Raw genomic sequence first — 16,615 nt, 5'->3', positions numbered from 1 at the left:
CTATCCCAGGCTCAGCCCCGACGCTCGTAAAAACAACAACGCCCGGCAGAACCGGGCGTTGCTTTGACGTGCGTCAATCAGCCTTTAACAATCGGCGGAATATAGGCTACGCCCATGTCCCACGGCTGCTCAATCCAGGTATTCTGCGGGATGTCGACCACATAGTCGTCCACCAGCGGGCGGCCTGCTGGCTTAGCGAAGATGGTAACGAAGTGCGCTTTTGGATACATATCACGGATAGCCTGAGCGGTGCCGCCCGTGTCCACCAGATCATCGATCACGATAAAGCCTTCACCATCGCCTTCTGCACGCTTCAGCACGGTCATTTCGCGCTGGTTGTCGTGATCGTAGCTGGAGATGCACACGGTATCAACGTAACGGATGCACAGCTCACGAGCCAGCAAAGAGGCAGGAACCAGACCACCGCGGCTGACCGCGATAATGCCTTTCCACTGTTCCACAGGAAGCAGGCGCTGGGCCAGTTTACGGGCATGAATTTGCAGCATGTCCCAGGTGACGACGTATTTTTCGCTCATAAAGGAGTCCCGACCAATGGTATTGGCTTAAAAATGTACAATGGGAGAGGTTGCGCGGAATTATAGTGATCTGAGCGGCTAAAAACCAGCGTCACGGCCCTTTTTTCCTTCTGCGAAGTAAGCACGCCTGCGGAAACGATGATATTCTTTGCCCATCGCGTCAGAGCATCTGACGGGAGTCATCCACTCGCTAAACATCCTCGTCTTCCGCAGCTCTGCTGGCCGATGGCGATGACACAGGAGATTTGTCGTGTCTGAATTATCTCAACTTTCCCCTCAGCCTTTGTGGGATATTTTTGCCAAAATCTGCTCTATTCCGCACCCGTCTTATCATGAAGAAGCACTGGCAGAACACATTCTGTCGTGGGCGAAAGAGCAAGGTTTTACGACCGACCGCGATGCAGTGGGTAACATTCTGATCCGCAAGCCCGCAACCGCAGGTCTGGAAAATCTGAAGCCTGTTGCCTTGCAGGCGCACCTCGATATGGTGCCACAGAAAAATAACGATACCGTGCACGACTTCACCACAGATCCGATTCAGCCGTGGATTGATGGCGAATGGGTAAAAGCTCGCGGCACCACGCTGGGTGCTGATAACGGTATTGGCATGGCTTCCGCTCTGGCGGTTCTGGCCGACAAAAGCGTTGAGCATGGTCCGCTGGAAGTGCTGCTGACCATGACCGAAGAAACCGGCATGGTCGGCGCATTTGGTCTTCAGCCCAATTGGTTGCAGGCCGAAATCCTGATCAACACCGACTCGGAAGAAGAAGGTGAGATCTACATGGGTTGCGCAGGTGGGATTGATTTCACCTCCACGCTGGCCATCAGCCGTGAAGCCGTACCGGCAGGTTATGAGCCGCTGAAACTGACCCTGAAAGGCCTGAAAGGCGGCCACTCAGGCTGTGATATTCACGTCGGCCTGGGCAATGCCAATAAATTGCTTGCCCGCTTCCTGTTCGCTCACGCAAAAGCGCTGGACCTGCGTCTGGTGGACTTCACCGGCGGTACGCTGCGTAACGCTATCCCGCGCGAAGCGGTAGCCACGCTGGCCGTTCCGGCTGACAAAGTAGACGAGCTGAAAAGCCTGGCGCTGGGCTATCTGGACACGTTGCAGAACGAACTGAGTCTGAAAGAGAAGAACATCAACGTCGTGGTTGAGAACGTGGCGGCTGGCGGCCAGGCGCTGACTGCAGCCAGCCGCGATGCGTTTATCGCGCTGATGAACAGCACACCAAACGGTGTGATCCGTAATTCAGATGTGATGAAAGGCGTGGTGGAAACCTCTCTGAACCTTGGCGTGGTTTCGCTGAAAGAAGACGAAGCGAAGATCAACTGCCTGATTCGTTCACTGATCGACAGCGGGAAAGACTACGTGGTGGAAATGCTGACGGCGTTAGGTGAACTGGCTGGTGCCAAAACCGTAGCGAAAGGCAATTACCCTGGCTGGCAGCCGGATGCGTCTTCCCCGGTGATGGCGCTGGTAGGGGAAACCTACAAAAAGCTGTTTGGTAAAACGCCTAATATTCAGGTGATCCACGCGGGTCTGGAATGTGGTCTGTTTAAGAAGCCGTATCCGGAAATGGACATGGTTTCAATCGGCCCGACCATTACCGGCCCACATTCACCGGATGAGCAGGTGCATATCGAAAGCGTTGGCCTGTACTGGAAACTGCTGACGGCCCTGCTGAAGGCGATTCCGGCTAAGTCCTAAGCCGACTGACGGGCGGAAGCTATTCCGCCCGTTTTGTTTTGACGCTCCGCGAAAATTTAACGTCTCAGCAGGCGACCTACAATCCGAGCAATAGCTGCCTTTCCAGCTGAGGGTTCAGCAACGTAACGTGCAGACCCACCAGCCTGACCCCTCTGCCGCCCCGCCGCTCTTCCCAGGTTTTGCGCGCCACGTCGATCAAATCTTCTTTATTGAGTATTGGCCAGAGATGTTCCTGAGTGGTTTGCTGGAAATCGGAGAATTTCAGTTTGACCCCCTGCCGGGCAATTTGTCGGTCGGGCTTAATTTTGATCAGCCTGCGCTCTAACTCCTCATAGAGGTAATCGATGATCTCCAGGCAGGCTTCCCAGCTGTGAATATCTTTCGAAAGCGTGCGTTCCACGCCAAGAGACTTGCGTAAGCGTTCGGTTATCACTTCCCGCTCATCGATGCCGTTGCTGCGCTCCCAGATGACACGACCAAACTTCCCGAAGCGTTTTAATAACGCCGAAAGATCCGTGCTCTGCACATCCGCACAGGTTTGCAGCCCCATCTCTTCGAGCTTTTTAGCGGTAACTTTGCCCACGCCAGGAATTTTCGCCAGCGGCAAGCTCACCAGAAACTGCGGCAGCGACTCAGGCGTAATCACATATTGGCCATCGGGCTTATTTAAATCAGAGGCGATCTTGGCGGCGAATTTGATCGGCGCAATTCCCGCTGAAGCCGTCAGATTCAGTTCACGGGCGATGGTCTGGCGAATTTCCCGCGCCATCAGCGTGGCGGAGCCCTGACAATGCGGGCTGTCTGTGACGTCCAGATAGGCCTCATCAAGCGACAGCGGTTCAATCAGCGAGGTATAACGCGAGAAGATTTCACGGATATGCTGGCTGGCTTCTTTATAAGCTTCAAAGCGGCCCGGGATGACTTTCAGGTGCGGGCAAAGCTTCAGCGCCATCGCGGTGGACATGGCGCTGTGCACGCCAAATTTACGGGCAGGATAGTTGGCCGTGCTGATAACCCCGCGCTTCAGATGGCTGCCGCCAATGGCTATCGGGATATCACGCAGGCTGGGATCGTCGCGCATTTCTACCGCAGCAAAAAAGCAGTCCATATCAACGTGAATGATCTTACGCATATCCCCCCCAGACGCACTGGATAAGTATACAGGTATTTCACCCTGTTTCAATATGCCGGTCACGACGCAAAGCGCACCGGCATAGGCTTCCTGCAATTTTTTCTTTCTGAATTTGTTCACTGGTGACTTGATAAAAAAATAGACAATGCTAATGTGGCGCAGCGATAGCGGATTTCTCCGATATTGCAAGCCACACAGCCTTCGGGCATAGCATCCAACCCTCTTTTTCAAGGGAACCAGAATGGGCAAAATCGCACTGCTGTTTGCGATGATTTTTCTGCCAGCCGTCGTCTTCGCCAGCGTACCAACGTCCCCGGTACTTCCGCTCGCGCCGGTAAGCAAAGAGTTAAAGAAACAATTACTCGGCACGCCCGTGTATATCCAGATCTTCAAAGAAGAACGCACGCTTGAGCTGTATGGCAAAATTGGTAACGACTACCGCTTGCTGGACAGCTACCGCATTTGTAATTTTTCGGGCGGATTAGGCCCAAAACGTCGTCAGGGCGATTTCAAAAGTCCGGAAGGATTTTACAGCGTGGGCCTTTCCCAGCTGAAGCCTGACAGCCGGTTCTACCGCGCAATTAACGTCGGCTTCCCCAACGAATACGATCGCCAGCAGGGTTATGAAGGGAAATACCTGATGATCCACGGCAGCTGCGTGTCGATTGGTTGCTACGCCATGACGGATGCCAATATTGCCGATATTTATCAATTTGTGGATGCGGCGCTGCGCAACGGCCAGTCACGAGTTGAGGTGAGCATTTACCCGTTCCGTATGACCGACAGCAATCTGCAGCGTCATCGCAATTCGGTGTATTACAGCTTCTGGAAACAGCTGCAGCCGGGCTATGCGCAGTTTGTGCAAAACCGTTTGCCGCCCTCGGTCAGTGTGACAGAGGGTCACTACGTGCTGAATCAGCCAGGTTCTTTGATCAGCACGCCAGCTTCCGGATCAGCGCTCGCGCTCACCGAGACAAAATAACGCCCAGTCACCTGGTTCAATCTTGTGCCAGGTTTCATTCCCCGTCAGGGGCTGAGTGGCGATCACCGTGACCACGTCGTTTGGCGTGGTCTGCTTTTGAAAATCAATCTCAACGTCCTGGTCCAGCAACGTGGCTTTGCCAAAGGGTGCCCGCCGCGTGATCCAGAAAAGATTGGTGGAACAAAACGCCATCAAATAGCGCCCATCCGACAGCAGCATATTAAATACGCCCTTCTCACGCAGTTCCGCCGCCAGTTCAGCAATATAACGGAACACCGCAGGCCAGTTGCCCGGCGTGCGAGGATAACGCGTGGTCAGTTTATGCAGTAGCCAGCAAAATGCCTGCTCGCTGTCGGTTTCACCGATCGGCCTGAATTGCCCTGTATCCAGGCTTTTATAGCCTTTCAGCTGCCCGTTGTGCGCGTAAGTCCAGTTGCGGCCCCACACTTCACGGGTAAAGGGATGGGTATTCTCCAGCGAGACTTCGCCCCGGTTGGCCTGGCGAATATGCGCCACCACCGAACAGGACTTAATCGGGTATTCCTGCACCAGCCGCGCGATTGGCGAATTAAAGCTGGGCTGAGGATCTTTAAATGTGCGGCAGCCTTTCCCTTCATAAAAGGTAATGCCCCAACCGTCTTTGTGCGGACCCGTTCCTCCCCCGCGCTGCACCAGCCCGGTAAAGCTAAAACAGATATCCGTCGGAACATTCGCGCTCATCCCGAGCAATTCGCACATAGAAAATCCTCACGTAGCGGCCAGCCGCAGCTGGCCAGAAAGATTACTTAGCCATCTCTTTTTCAATCAGCAGGATCAGGATGTGGATCACTTTGATGTGGATCTCCTGAATGCGGTCCGCATAACCGAAGTGCGGCACACGAATTTCCACATCGGCCAGGCCGTCCATCTTACCGCCATCTTTACCGGTCAGAGTGATCACTTTCATCCCCTGAGCGCGTGCCGCTTCAACCGCTTTGATCACGTTGGCAGAGTTGCCGGAAGTGGAGATACCAAACAGCACATCGCCAGCTTTACCTACCGCTTCAAGGTAACGGGAGAAGACGAAATCATAGCCAAAATCGTTGCTGACGCAGGACATATGGCTGACATCAGAGATAGCAATCGCCGCGTAGCCCGGACGGTTTTCACGGTAGCGCCCGGTCAGCTCTTCGGCGAAGTGCATCGCATCACAATGGGAGCCGCCGTTGCCGCAGGAAAGTACTTTGCCACCGGCTTTGAAGGAGTCTGCCAGCAGCACAGCAGCGCGCTGGATGGCATGAATGTTGGCATCGTCACTGAGGAATTTATTGAGCGTTTCCGCGGCTTCGTTGAGCTCGGCGCGAATGATGTCCTGATACATAGGGAAAGTCCTTTAGAGGTGAGGTCTGGATCAGTTTACCAAGTTGGGCGAGGGGCGAAAAGCGCCCTGCACCTCAAGCTGATGCTTTGACTTTTGGTGCGGCCGGTTTGTGAGCCAGGTTGTAATTATTATGTAAACAGATTGCTAACACGAGGCTTCTCCATTAAACCTGTAATCAACAGGTCAGACCTCTTACAACTTACGGAGCGTTAGCTATGATGGTTCTCAGTATAGTGGCCACGATCGTGCTGATCGGCGCACTCTTTTATCACCGCGTAAACCTGCTGCTGAGCAGTGTGATCCTGCTCGCCTGGACCGCTGCGTGGTCATTCGCGCATCTCTGGACGCCGTGGCTGCTGATCCCGCTGGCGATAATTCTGCTGCCTTTCAATTATCTGCCGATGCGTCGGGCGATGTTCTCTAAATCCGTGCTGCACACCTTCCAGAAGGTGATGCCGCCGATGTCCCGCACCGAAAAAGAAGCTATCGATGCAGGAACAACCTGGTGGGAAGGCGACCTTTTCCGTGGGACGCCGGACTGGCAGAAACTGCATAACTATCCGCAACCAAGACTGACCGAAGAGGAACAGGCGTTCCTGGAAGGCCCGGTAGAAGAAGCCTGCCGCATGGCAAATGATTTCCAGATCACCCATGAAATGGCCGATCTTCCGCCAGAACTGTGGGCTTATCTGAAAGAGCACCGCTTCTTTGCGATGATCATTAAGAAAGAGTACGGCGGCCTGGCTTTCTCGGCTTACGCTCAAGCCCGTGTGCTGCAAAAACTGGCTGGGGTTTCCGGGATCCTGGCGATCACCGTTGGCGTGCCTAACTCACTCGGTCCCGGCGAGCTGTTACAGCATTACGGCACCGATGAACAGAAAGATCATTATCTGCCTCGCTTGGCTCGCGGTCAGGAAATCCCCTGCTTTGCCCTGACCAGTCCGGAAGCCGGTTCTGATGCCGGCGCTATCCCGGATGTTGGCGTGGTGTGTAGGGGGGAATGGCAAGGTCAGCAAGTGCTGGGGATGCGCTTAACCTGGAATAAACGCTATATCACCCTGGCGCCTGTCGCTACCGTGCTGGGCCTGGCGTTTAAACTGTCCGATCCTGAGCATCTGCTGGGTGAGACTGAAGAACTGGGCATTACCTGTGCGTTGATCCCGACAGATACCGCTGGGGTAGAAATTGGTACCCGTCACTTCCCGCTGAATGTGCCGTTCCAGAACGGCCCGACACGCGGCAAAGATATCTTCGTGCCGATTGATTACATCATTGGCGGGCCAAAAATGGCCGGTCAGGGCTGGCGGATGTTGGTTGAATGCCTGTCCGTAGGACGCGGCATTACCCTGCCATCGAATTCTACCGGCAGCCTGAAAAGCATTGCGCTGGCAATTGGGGCCTATGCGCATATCCGCCGTCAGTTCCGTCTGCCTATCGGTAAAATGGAAGGGATTGAAGAGCCGTTAGCCCGCATTGCCGGGAATGCTTACGTGATGGATGCCGCTGCCACGCTGATCACTTCAGGCATTATGCTCGGTGAAAAACCAGCTGTACTGTCAGCCATCGTCAAGTATCACTGTACCCATCGTGGGCAGCGCGCCATTGTCGACGCGATGGATATCGCCGGCGGTAAAGGCATTATGTTGGGCAAAAGCAACTTCCTGGCACGAGCCTATCAGGGCGCGCCGATTGCCATCACCGTAGAAGGGGCCAATATCCTGACCCGTAGCATGATCATCTTTGGTCAGGGCGCGATCCGCTGCCATCCTTATGTTCTGGAAGAGATGGCTGCCGCACAAAGCAACGATGTGGTGAAGTTTGATAAAGCCCTGTTCAGCCACGTTGGCCATGTAGGCAGCAACAAGATGCGCAGCCTGTGGCTTGGTCTGACCGGCGGACGTACCAGCAAGTCGCCAACCCGCGATGCCACACGCCGTTACTATCAGCATCTGAACCGCCTGAGTGCCAATATGGCGTTGCTGTCTGACATTTCCATGTCCGTGCTGGGCGGCAGCCTGAAGCGTCGTGAGCGTATCTCTGCCCGCCTGGGAGATATATTAAGTCAGCTGTATCTGGCCTCGGCAGCACTGAAGCGTTATGAAGATGAAGGCCGTAATGAAGCCGACTTGCCGCTGGTACATTGGGGCGTTCAGGATGCGCTGAATCAGGCTGAAGTCGCTATTGACGATCTGCTGCGCAACTTCCCTAACCGTCTGGTCGCTGGCGTGTTACGTCTGACCGTGTTCCCACTTGGCCGCCATTGCCGTGCGCCTTCGGACCGTCTGGATCATGAACTGGCGCGCATTCTGCAGATCCCTTCAGCCACCCGTACTCGTCTGGGCCGTGGGATGTACCTGAAGCCGACGGAGCACAATCCTGCAGGACAGCTTGAAGAAGCGCTGGCCGATGTGATGGCTGCAGAGGTGATCCACGATCGTCTGTGCAAACAACAGAAGAAACATCTGTCGTTCACCCGTCTGGATGAGTTGGCAAAACAAGGTCTGCAGGAGAAGTGGATCGGTGAAGAGGAAGCAAGTGTGCTGATCCGTGCGGAAGCCAGCCGTCTGCGTTCAATTAATGTTGATGAGTTTGACCCTGAGGAGTTGGCGACTCAGCCAGTAAAAAAGAGTTTGCCCGCTGTAAAGCAAGCTGACCCGGAGCCGCAGCGTAAGACCGAAGCTGCCTGACCGATAAGTCGAAATGAAAAAGGCCGGACTCTGTTCCGGCCTTTTTTTGATCCTGGCAAGTAAACCCGATGAGCAGCTTTATTTAGGGGCTTAGCCGTTCTGACGCACGCGGGCAATCAGCGCATCGCTGTCGGCGATATGTTCTGCCGCCAGAATTAACGTCCGACCCAGAGTGATGCACTGGCGCACGCATTCAACGCGCATGGTCTCGTCTTTAATGGTTTTGATATCGGCAATCTGAGAAATACCCACGGTGCGGCGGATCATTTCCACGCCACAAAAGCCCAGCGTATCCCGCCAGATTTTCTGTAAAAACTCGGCTGCATAGCCCGGATAAGCCAGCGCGCGATCGGTGGTTTTCTCTGCCGCCAGCGCAAGGAAACCTTCGGCAAAACTTTTCCAGGTAGCGCTAACATCACGCAGGCGTTTTTCACGCACATCTGCCGCTTCACGCGGGGCAAGCAGGCCAGGCAAGGCACAGTAGTTCAGCAACAAGTTGCCTAACGCGCTGCCAACATCAAAGCCAACAGGACCGTAATAACCAAACTCCGCATCAATCACTTTCAGGCTGCCTTCGGCTACAAAAATCGATCCGCTGTGCACATCACCATGCAGCAAGGCTTCCGCATTAGACAAGAAACGGTGCTTCAGTGCAGCCACTTTCCGGCGCAACTCGTCGTCATTCCGCAGGGTGGCAACCAGCGGTTCAAGCGCCGGTGCATAGGCGTTTCGTTCATGAATTTCGTAAGGCTCATCGAAGAACAGATCTTCGGTCATCTGGCACAGTTCAGGATTAGTGAAGCGAATGACATCGGCTTTTTTCTGATGAGGATGCTGATGGAAATCAGACGTATGGAACAACGTCTGCGCCAGATACTCACCCAGCTGAGAGGCCGCCAGAGGATAATCAACGCCTTTGACCTGCTCACCGCGCCAGATGGCATGGCTGGAGAGATCTTCCATCACCATCACCGCCAGCAGCGGATCGTAATGCAGGATTTTTACCGTGTGCTGCGGGCAGAATTTGCCGTGAACCTGCAGCACTTCGGCCTCAATGCGGGCGCGGTCAAGCGTCAATGGCCAGGATTCGCCCACACAGCGCACATAAGGCAACGCCTGCTTGACGATCACCCGGCTGACGCCTTCGCTGTCGAAGATTTTAAAGACGAGGTTCAGGTTACCGTCACCAATTTCCTGTGACTCCACCAGACTCTCTGGATTTTCAACACCGCCGAACTGGCGAGCATAGTCCACGGCATCCGCTGCAGTGAAGGTACGGTATTGCGACATTAACTCATCCTCATCAAATCGTTCCAGTCTGCCCGGCTTATCGTGCGGCTCTTTTTAGCGCAAATTTGTTGCGCAAGCCGTTCAGACGTCTATACATCCGTTCCGCATGTTGGCACAATATGCCCTGATTACGCAACCAGGATTTAACCTTCATGCAGACACTGAGCACAACCAGCTTACAAGTTCGTGATAACCAGCTTTGGATCCTCGATCAGCAGGCGCTTCCCCAGAAAAAAATCTGGTGCCCGACGCCAAACGTCGCTGAACTGGTTGGCCATATTAAAGCGTTGAGAGTGCGCGGCGCACCGCTGATTGGCCTCTCCGCCAGTTTGCTACTTGCCCTGTTAGCGGAAAACGGTCTGAGCAGGCCAGAACTGGCTGAAGCACTGGAAGTCCTGCGTGCTTCACGCCCTACGGCCGTCAACCTGATGAATAATCTGGACCGCATGAAGCTGGCCTTAGCGCAGGAGAATTTTGTTACTGCACTGACCTTTGAAGCGTTGCGGCTGGTAGAAGAAGATAAAGCCTTATGTGACAACATTGCCGCTGCTGGTGCGAAGCTGATTACCCCAGGCAGCCGCTTGCTGACCCACTGCAATACCGGTGGCCTGGCGACCGCAGGCGTGGGCACGGCGTTGGGCGTGATTTCGCGCGGCTGGCAGGAAGGCAACGTGGAGAAAGTCTGGGTAGATGAAACCCGCCCATTGTTACAGGGTGGCCGACTAACAGCCTGGGAACTGGGAGAGTTGGGCGTACCGTACCGCCTGATATGCGACAGCATGGCGGCCAGTTTGATGGCACAAAAACAGGTGGATGCTATTTGGGTAGGAGCCGATCGTATTGCCGCAAATGGCGATGTAGCGAATAAAATCGGCACTTACAGCCTGGCTGTCCTGGCGAAATACCACGGCATTCCTTTCTATGTTGCCGCGCCACACACCACGCTGGATCCAGCCTGCCCGGACGGCAGTGCCATTCCAATCGAGCAGCGCGCAGCCAGCGAAGTGACTGGCGTAGCGGGAAGCTTTGGTGACGTACAGTGGGCACCTGAAGATGCACAGGTTTACAACCCTGCTTTCGATGTCACGCCAGCTACGCTTATCAGCGGTTGGGTGCTGGATACTGGCGTGGTCACGCCAGCGCAGGTTGAGGCCGGAATTTTCCAGCCGTCACGTCAGTAACATCAAATAAGCGGCCCTTTTGCCGTCAATGGCTGATGTCAAAGGGCCGTTTGGAACCCTTCTTAGCCTGCAAAGGTGGGCAAATACGCTTCTCGCCCACCTCCTTTACCGGTTTTTAAGGCAGACGCGGGTAAGCATCCGCGATGCTGTCGCCAGTGAAATTAGCGATCCAACCTTCCTGATTATCGAAAATGCGAATGGCAGTGAAATGCGGTGATGAGCCCATATCAAACCAGTGTGGCGTTCCGGCTGGAACAGAGATCAGATCGTTCTTCTCACAGAGGATCTGGTAAATGTGTCCATCCAGATGCAGGCAGAACAAACCAGCGCCTTCCACGAAGAAACGCACTTCGTCCTCACCGTGAGTATGCTCGGACAAAAACTTGCCGCGCAGGATGTCTTTCTGTGGATTGTCGGCACGCATACTGATCACGTCCCAGCTCTGGTAACCTTTTTCCGCCACCAGCTTGTCGATGGCGTGCTGATACGCGTTGATCACCGTTTCTGCTGCGGGGTTTTCGCCCAGATCGCGGTCTGCTTCCCAGCGTTCGAAACGCACTTCTTTGGCGTTCAACCTCTGGCGGATCTCTTCAGCGTCTGTGCTGTGCCACACCGGGGTGGTCGCTTCGCTGTCAGTAAAAATAGTCAGTGCACTCATGAGGAAAACAGCTCCAGGTTGATCTGATCAAAACGGTTTACCTGACGATGGCGGTTTTGGGCATCCGCTTCGCCGCGTAGTAATTGCACGGTGTTCCAGCCCGCGTCCTGTGCGGCATCCAGCTCCTGGTGTATATCCGATAAAAACAGCAGCTCATGCGCAGGCAGGCCAATTTCTGCCGCAATATTGCGGTAGGACTGCACTTCACGCTTGGCCCCAACGTGCGTATCAAAGTAGCCGCTGAATAAGCTAGTGATATCACCCTCATCGCTGTAGCCAAATAACAATTTCTGCGCCGCTACCGAGCCTGAGGAATAAATATAGAGATCAAGGCCTTGCTGCTTCCAGTTTTCAAAGGCTGGCAACACGTCCGGATACAGGTGGCCCGTGAAGCTGCCGCTGACATAGCCATCGTGCCAGATCATGCCCTGCAAGGCTTTCAATGCGGTGGATTTACGATCTTCATCCATAAAGCCAAACAGCACGGTAATCAATTCGTCTACCGTTGCCTGCGGCTGGGCTATTTCGGCACGCAGATCGGTTAAGGCTTGTGCCACATCTTCCCGGTGCTGGAAAGCGGTGATAAAGGCCGCCAGATTCTCCCTGGCATACGGGAACAGGACGTTATGAACAAAGCGAATATCGCTGGTCGTCCCTTCAATATCGGTGATAATCGCGCGGATCATTTGGCCTCCAGCACACGACGTTGTAATTCACACTGGAACAGGAATTCCAGACCTTCAAGATGACGACGTGCTTCACTGACATCTTTTCCCCAGCAGGTCAGCCCGTGGCCACGCAGTAAAAAGCCGTAACGCAGCGGTGTCTGTTCAGCAAACTGAGCGATACGCACGGCCAGAGCATCAATATCCTGATCGTTGTCGAACAGTGCAATTGGCACCGCATCAAGATGCGAAGTCTGCCCGGACAATGTTTTCTGCATTTCATAGCCCTGCAATACCAATGCGGCACCCTTCTCAACACGGGAAAGCACCGTGGAGTTGACAGTATGCGTATGCAACACGGCGCCTGCCTCAGGGAACAGACGGTAAATTAAGGTATGAAGCCCGGTTTCAGCGGAAGGTTTCCGGCCTGAAGGCACCTGGTTGCTGGCGATATCAACCTGAATGAAATCGTCACGCGTCAGGGCCCCTTTGTCCTTGCCCGACTCACTCAGCAGGCAGTATTCACTGTCCTGGCGCACCGACATATTGCCGCCGGTTGCCGGTGCCCACCCTTTTGCACCGATCCAGTGGCAGGCGGCCACCAACTGATCCAACTGCGGGGTTATGCTCATACCTTTCCTTATTGTGCCGGTTATTTTCCGGCCTTTTAGTGGCATTTAGACGTCTAAGCGTCTCGATTGCCAAATAGTAACATCGAGGCTATAGTGGCAGCAATACAGGGTTAACACATCATAAAAACCGTTATTCAAGGGTTACCATTCATGAGTCAGACTCCGCCAGTTCCTGAGAGCAAATTGCCAGCTTTGGGCACCACCATCTTCACGCAAATGAGCGCCCTGGCCCAGCAACATAACGCCATCAATCTGTCGCAGGGTTTCCCTGATTTCGACGGCCCGGACTACCTCAAAGCCCGCCTGGCACATCATGTCAGCCAGGGCGCTAACCAGTATGCCCCGATGACAGGTGTGCAACCGCTGCGTGATGCCATTGCCGCTAAAACAGCTGAACTCTATGGTTACCAACCTGACAGCAATAGCGAAGTCACGGTCACTTCCGGCGCAACCGAAGCGTTGTATGCGGCAATTACGGCGCTGGTTCGTCCGGGTGACGAAGTGATCTGCTTTGACCCAAGCTATGACAGCTATGCCCCTGCCGTCACGCTGGCCGGTGGCGTAATGAAGCGCATTGCCCTTCAGCCGCCTGCCTTCCGCGTTGACTGGCAGGCGTTTTCTGATCTGCTGTCGCCGCGTACTCGTCTGGTGATCCTGAATACTCCGCACAATCCCTCTGCAACCGTCTGGCAGAAAAGTGATTTTGAGTCTTTGTGGCAGGCAGTTAAAGAGCAGGAAATCTATGTGCTGAGTGACGAAGTGTATGAGCACATCTGCTTCGATCCGCAAGGCCACGCCAGCGTGCTGGCGCATCCGAAGCTGCGTGAGCGGGCAATCGCCGTTTCCTCCTTTGGTAAGACCTTCCATATGACCGGCTGGAAAGTGGGTTACTGCGTAGCGCCTGCGGCGTTGACGGCTGAAGTGCGTAAAGTACACCAGTACCTGACGTTCTCGGTGAATACGCCTGCGCAGCTGGCCTTAGCAGATATGCTGACGACTGAGCCTGAGCATTACCGTGAACTGCCGGATTTCTATCGCGCGCGCCGTGATGTTTTCGTGCAGGCGCTGGCAAAAAGCCGCCTTGAAGTGCTGCCTTGTGAAGGCACTTATTTCTTGCTGGCCGATTACAGTGCGGTCTCCGATCTGAACGATGTGGAATTCTGTCAGTGGCTGACGAAGGAAGTAGGCGTTGCCGCCATTCCGTTGTCAGTCTTCTGTGCGGATGCCTTCCCCCATAAACTGATCCGCCTGTGCTTTGCTAAGCAGGAAGCCACGCTGATTGCTGCCGCGGAGCGCCTGTGTCAACTTTAAACCTGACGGTATTACAGCAACCTTTGGTGTGGATGGATGGCGAAGCGAATCTCGCCTTCTTCGACACGCTGTTAGCGGATTTGCAGGGCAAGGATCTGATTATCTTGCCGGAAATGTTCACTACCGGCTTCGCAATGGAGGCGGCGAAAAGCTCGCTGCCACAGGCGCGGGTGATCGAATGGCTGCGTGAAAAAGCGAAAGCAACCAAAGCCATGGTCGGCGGCAGTGCAGCCATTCAGACGGAAAAAGGGGCCGTGAACCGCTTCCTGCTGGTTGAGCCTGAAGGCAAGGTGCACAGCTACGATAAACGCCACCTGTTCCGCATGGCGGATGAGCACCACCATTATCTGGCTGGCGATCGTCGTGAGATCGTTGAGTGGCGCGGCTGGAGGCTCCTGCCGCAGATTTGCTACGACCTGCGCTTCCCGGTGTTCTCCCGCAACAATAATGACTACGATTTGGCGCTGTACGTCGCCAACTGGCCTGCACCTCGTGCCGCGCACTGGCAGGCGTTGTTGCTGGCTCGTGCTATCGAAAACCAGGCTTACATTGCCGGATGCAACCGCGTCGGCGTTGATGGCAATAATCATCAGTACAGTGGCGACAGCCGGATCATCAGTCCGCAGGGCGAGATCCTGTCCGCTGCTGAAGCCCATCAACCGGCTATTCTGAACGCCGAGCTGTCACTGGAGAATCTGCGTGAATACCGCGAGAAATTCCCGGCCTGGCGCGATGCGGATTCATTCAGTTTTTAAGCTGAAGCTTACGATGGCTCGACCGAGCCGCGGTCACTTGAAGCCACTAGTCTGAAAAGATACGCTACATTAACGGCCCATTTTGGGTCGTTAACTTTATTTAGATCCACACCCTACCGCCGATTGTTTAATAATTTTCTTAATTATAAGCGTATATAATCTTAAAAACCCTCACTCCCCGCCGATTAATAGAGCTCCGTGAATCTGAAACCAATACAACGCCCATCATTCAGCCAAAATAGTCCTCCATGAGATAAAATCAATCTTTTCTTGATTCCTGATATGATATTTACATTTAGCGCTAGCGTAAAATAAAATCTGCTGATAACACTCCTTACTGAAGGATCTTGACATCATTCATCACAAAAAGGAGTTTCACATGGCTATCCCCGCATACCTTTGGTTGAAAGACGATGGCGGCGCAGACATTAAAGGGTCAGTCGATGTTCTTGGCCGGGAAAACAGCATTGAAGTGGTTAGCTTCACCCATGGAATCAGTATTCCCACAGACGACCACAGTGGTAAATTGACCGGTACCCGCCAACACAGCGCCATGGAATTCGAAAAGGAGTTCGACTCGTCAAGTCCTTATCTCTACAAAGCGGTTTCCTCTGGGCAAACTCTGAAATCTGCCGAAATGAAGTGGTATCGCATTAATCACGCGGGGCAGGAAGAAGAATACTTTAATATGTTTCTGGAGAATGTCCGTGTAGTGTCGGTATTCCCACGGATGCATAACATTAAAACTGCTGAGAAATTGAATCATCTGGAGTCGGTGACGCTGCGTTATGAACGCATCACCTGGAAATACTGTGATGGCAATATTCAGCATTCTGACTCATGGAGAGAACGCGGTTAAACGTCGCAGCAGGGCGTTCAGTGCGCCCTGCATAATAGGGAGCAAGACAATGACATGGGTTTATGACGTCAATAAAAAATCCTTCACGCTTGATGGTGTTTACAAGTTTGATTCTAACTATGCTGGCGCAGAAGGGTATAAGGATGATGTTAAATTTGAATGCGAGAAGGGAAAAGGACCGTTGCCCAGAGGTCGTTATAAGATTGGAAATCCTATACAAAGGCACCCTACTGCTGGTGCGTATGTTTTAAGGCTTACACCGTATAAGAGTAATGAAATGTGTGGGAGAGCGGGATTTCTTATTCATGGTGATAACACAGAGGGAACAGCCTCTACTGGATGCATTGTTTTGATAAGAAACCACAGAAGGACTATTGCAATCAGTGGAGACAAGGAGCTATTAGTTTTATGAAAAAAATCATTATTCTTGCCAATTTCCTGTTTATCTTCTCGTCTTATGCTGCTCCTTCATCAGAAGAATGCCTGGGAATTGATACAGGCGTGACTATCTCCATGACAAATACTATGATTCGAGACTTTGGAATAAAGCAGACGGACCTGTTACTTAAAAACACTAAAGTGAAGCTGTTACACAGTGAATTAGTGAGTTATACCTTTGCTGACTACCTTGCAAAAAAAACGTTAGAAGGAGAAATATTTTCATCTAAACGACTTGAGGGTCTAAGGAAGATGTATATGTTTGAAAACGTCCGAAATCTTGTTTTTGAAGTCATTTATGAAAACAAGGAAAAGAAACACAATACTGTCATAGCATCAGCGCTGGTAGATGATACCGAGTGTTCAGTTTCCTTTGAAGGTTACCTGATCGTTAAGAAAGAATTTTGATCCCTAAACT

The 16,615-nt window shown here is 53.3% G+C and carries 17 protein-coding genes; 9 read left to right on the top strand and 8 right to left on the bottom strand.

The annotated features are described in order from the left end of the window. Positions 1-77: 77 nt before the first annotated feature. On the bottom strand, positions 78-536 hold the full coding sequence (gene gpt, locus WCC56_RS13325) for a xanthine phosphoribosyltransferase (protein WP_424692834.1): 459 nt from the start codon (positions 534-536) through the stop codon (positions 78-80). Positions 537-786: 250 nt separating this feature from the next. On the opposite strand from gpt, the gene pepD reads away from it, so the two are divergent. After that, entirely contained in the window at positions 787-2,247 is a 1,461-nt protein-coding gene (gene pepD / locus WCC56_RS13320) for a beta-Ala-His dipeptidase (protein ID WP_424692833.1), read from the top strand. A gap of 76 nt (positions 2,248-2,323) precedes the next feature. Here pepD and dinB read toward each other — a convergent pair whose 3' ends face one another. Next, the gene (gene dinB / locus WCC56_RS13315) at positions 2,324-3,379 is read right to left on the bottom strand and encodes a DNA polymerase IV (protein WP_424692832.1); all 1,056 of its coding nucleotides are present in this window, start codon (positions 3,377-3,379) and stop codon (positions 2,324-2,326) included. A gap of 241 nt (positions 3,380-3,620) precedes the next feature. Between dinB and dpaA the strand changes: the two genes are divergently transcribed. After that, positions 3,621-4,361 carry a peptidoglycan meso-diaminopimelic acid protein amidase gene (gene dpaA / locus WCC56_RS13310; RefSeq protein WP_424692831.1) on the top strand — a complete coding sequence of 247 codons (741 nt, stop codon included), beginning with the start codon at positions 3,621-3,623 and terminating at the stop codon, positions 4,359-4,361. Here dpaA and WCC56_RS13305 read toward each other — a convergent pair. Together WCC56_RS13305 and lpcA are read right to left on the bottom strand one after the other, a co-directional pair. Next, positions 4,332-5,099 carry a class II glutamine amidotransferase gene (locus tag WCC56_RS13305; protein ID WP_424692830.1) on the bottom strand — a complete coding sequence of 256 codons (768 nt, stop codon included), beginning with the start codon at positions 5,097-5,099 and terminating at the stop codon, positions 4,332-4,334. The genes dpaA and WCC56_RS13305 overlap by 30 nt on opposite strands. 43 nt (positions 5,100-5,142) lie before the next feature. Continuing rightward, positions 5,143-5,721, bottom strand: coding sequence for a D-sedoheptulose 7-phosphate isomerase (gene lpcA / locus WCC56_RS13300; protein WP_424692829.1), 579 nt, complete (start codon positions 5,719-5,721; stop codon positions 5,143-5,145). Between the two features lie 215 nt (positions 5,722-5,936). On the opposite strand from lpcA, the gene fadE reads away from it, so the two are divergent. Next, positions 5,937-8,408: an acyl-CoA dehydrogenase FadE gene (gene fadE / locus WCC56_RS13295; protein WP_424692828.1), complete on the top strand. Its 2,472-nt coding sequence runs from the start codon at positions 5,937-5,939 to the stop codon at positions 8,406-8,408. Between the two features lie 90 nt (positions 8,409-8,498). Here the strand turns inward: fadE and mtnK are convergent, their stop codons facing one another. Continuing rightward, positions 8,499-9,698, bottom strand: coding sequence for an S-methyl-5-thioribose kinase (mtnK, locus tag WCC56_RS13290; protein WP_424692827.1), 1,200 nt, complete (start codon positions 9,696-9,698; stop codon positions 8,499-8,501). Positions 9,699-9,850: 152 nt separating this feature from the next. On the opposite strand from mtnK, the gene mtnA reads away from it, so the two are divergent. Next, positions 9,851-10,879: an S-methyl-5-thioribose-1-phosphate isomerase gene (mtnA, locus tag WCC56_RS13285; protein WP_424692826.1), complete on the top strand. Its 1,029-nt coding sequence runs from the start codon at positions 9,851-9,853 to the stop codon at positions 10,877-10,879. A 115-nt stretch (positions 10,880-10,994) separates the two neighbouring features. On the opposite strand, the gene WCC56_RS13280 is transcribed toward mtnA, so the two are convergent. Genes WCC56_RS13280 through WCC56_RS13270 form a run of 3 tightly spaced genes read right to left on the bottom strand, consistent with a single transcriptional unit; the run spans position 10,995 to position 12,834 of the window. Beyond that, positions 10,995-11,537: a 1,2-dihydroxy-3-keto-5-methylthiopentene dioxygenase gene (locus WCC56_RS13280; protein WP_424692825.1), complete on the bottom strand. Its 543-nt coding sequence runs from the start codon at positions 11,535-11,537 to the stop codon at positions 10,995-10,997. Continuing rightward, positions 11,534-12,223, bottom strand: a complete 690-nt coding sequence (gene mtnC, locus WCC56_RS13275) for an acireductone synthase (RefSeq protein WP_424692824.1) — start codon at positions 12,221-12,223, stop codon at positions 11,534-11,536. Before mtnC ends, WCC56_RS13280 begins: the two co-directional genes overlap by 4 nt. Then, the gene (locus WCC56_RS13270; protein WP_424692823.1) at positions 12,220-12,834 is read right to left on the bottom strand and encodes a methylthioribulose 1-phosphate dehydratase; all 615 of its coding nucleotides are present in this window, start codon (positions 12,832-12,834) and stop codon (positions 12,220-12,222) included. Before WCC56_RS13270 ends, mtnC begins: the two co-directional genes overlap by 4 nt. Positions 12,835-12,984: 150 nt before the next feature. Here WCC56_RS13270 and WCC56_RS13265 point away from each other — a divergent pair, with 150 nt between their 5' ends. The 5 genes from WCC56_RS13265 to WCC56_RS13245 all read left to right on the top strand — a co-directional run bounded on the left by WCC56_RS13265 (position 12,985) and on the right by WCC56_RS13245 (position 16,605). After that, positions 12,985-14,145 (top strand): pyridoxal phosphate-dependent aminotransferase, encoded by a 1,161-nt coding sequence (locus WCC56_RS13265; protein WP_424692822.1) that lies wholly within the window; start codon positions 12,985-12,987, stop codon positions 14,143-14,145. Continuing rightward, positions 14,133-14,900 carry an amidohydrolase gene (locus tag WCC56_RS13260; RefSeq protein WP_424692821.1) on the top strand — a complete coding sequence of 256 codons (768 nt, stop codon included), beginning with the start codon at positions 14,133-14,135 and terminating at the stop codon, positions 14,898-14,900. Before WCC56_RS13265 ends, WCC56_RS13260 begins: the two co-directional genes overlap by 13 nt. A gap of 379 nt (positions 14,901-15,279) precedes the next feature. Next, positions 15,280-15,759 carry an Hcp family type VI secretion system effector gene (locus WCC56_RS13255; RefSeq protein WP_424692820.1) on the top strand — a complete coding sequence of 160 codons (480 nt, stop codon included), beginning with the start codon at positions 15,280-15,282 and terminating at the stop codon, positions 15,757-15,759. A gap of 49 nt (positions 15,760-15,808) precedes the next feature. Continuing rightward, complete coding sequence (locus WCC56_RS13250; protein WP_424692819.1) at positions 15,809-16,171, top strand: tlde1 domain-containing protein; 363 nt, start codon at positions 15,809-15,811, stop codon at positions 16,169-16,171. Continuing rightward, positions 16,168-16,605: a hypothetical protein gene (locus tag WCC56_RS13245; RefSeq protein WP_424692818.1), complete on the top strand. Its 438-nt coding sequence runs from the start codon at positions 16,168-16,170 to the stop codon at positions 16,603-16,605. The genes WCC56_RS13250 and WCC56_RS13245 overlap by 4 nt, the downstream gene beginning before the upstream one ends. The last annotated feature ends 10 nt before the right edge of the window (positions 16,606-16,615 follow it).

Source organism: Erwinia sp., from assembly GCF_049696395.1.
Taxonomy (GTDB): Bacteria; Pseudomonadota; Gammaproteobacteria; order Enterobacterales; family Enterobacteriaceae; genus Erwinia.
This window is presented reverse-complemented; position numbering and strand designations above follow the sequence as displayed.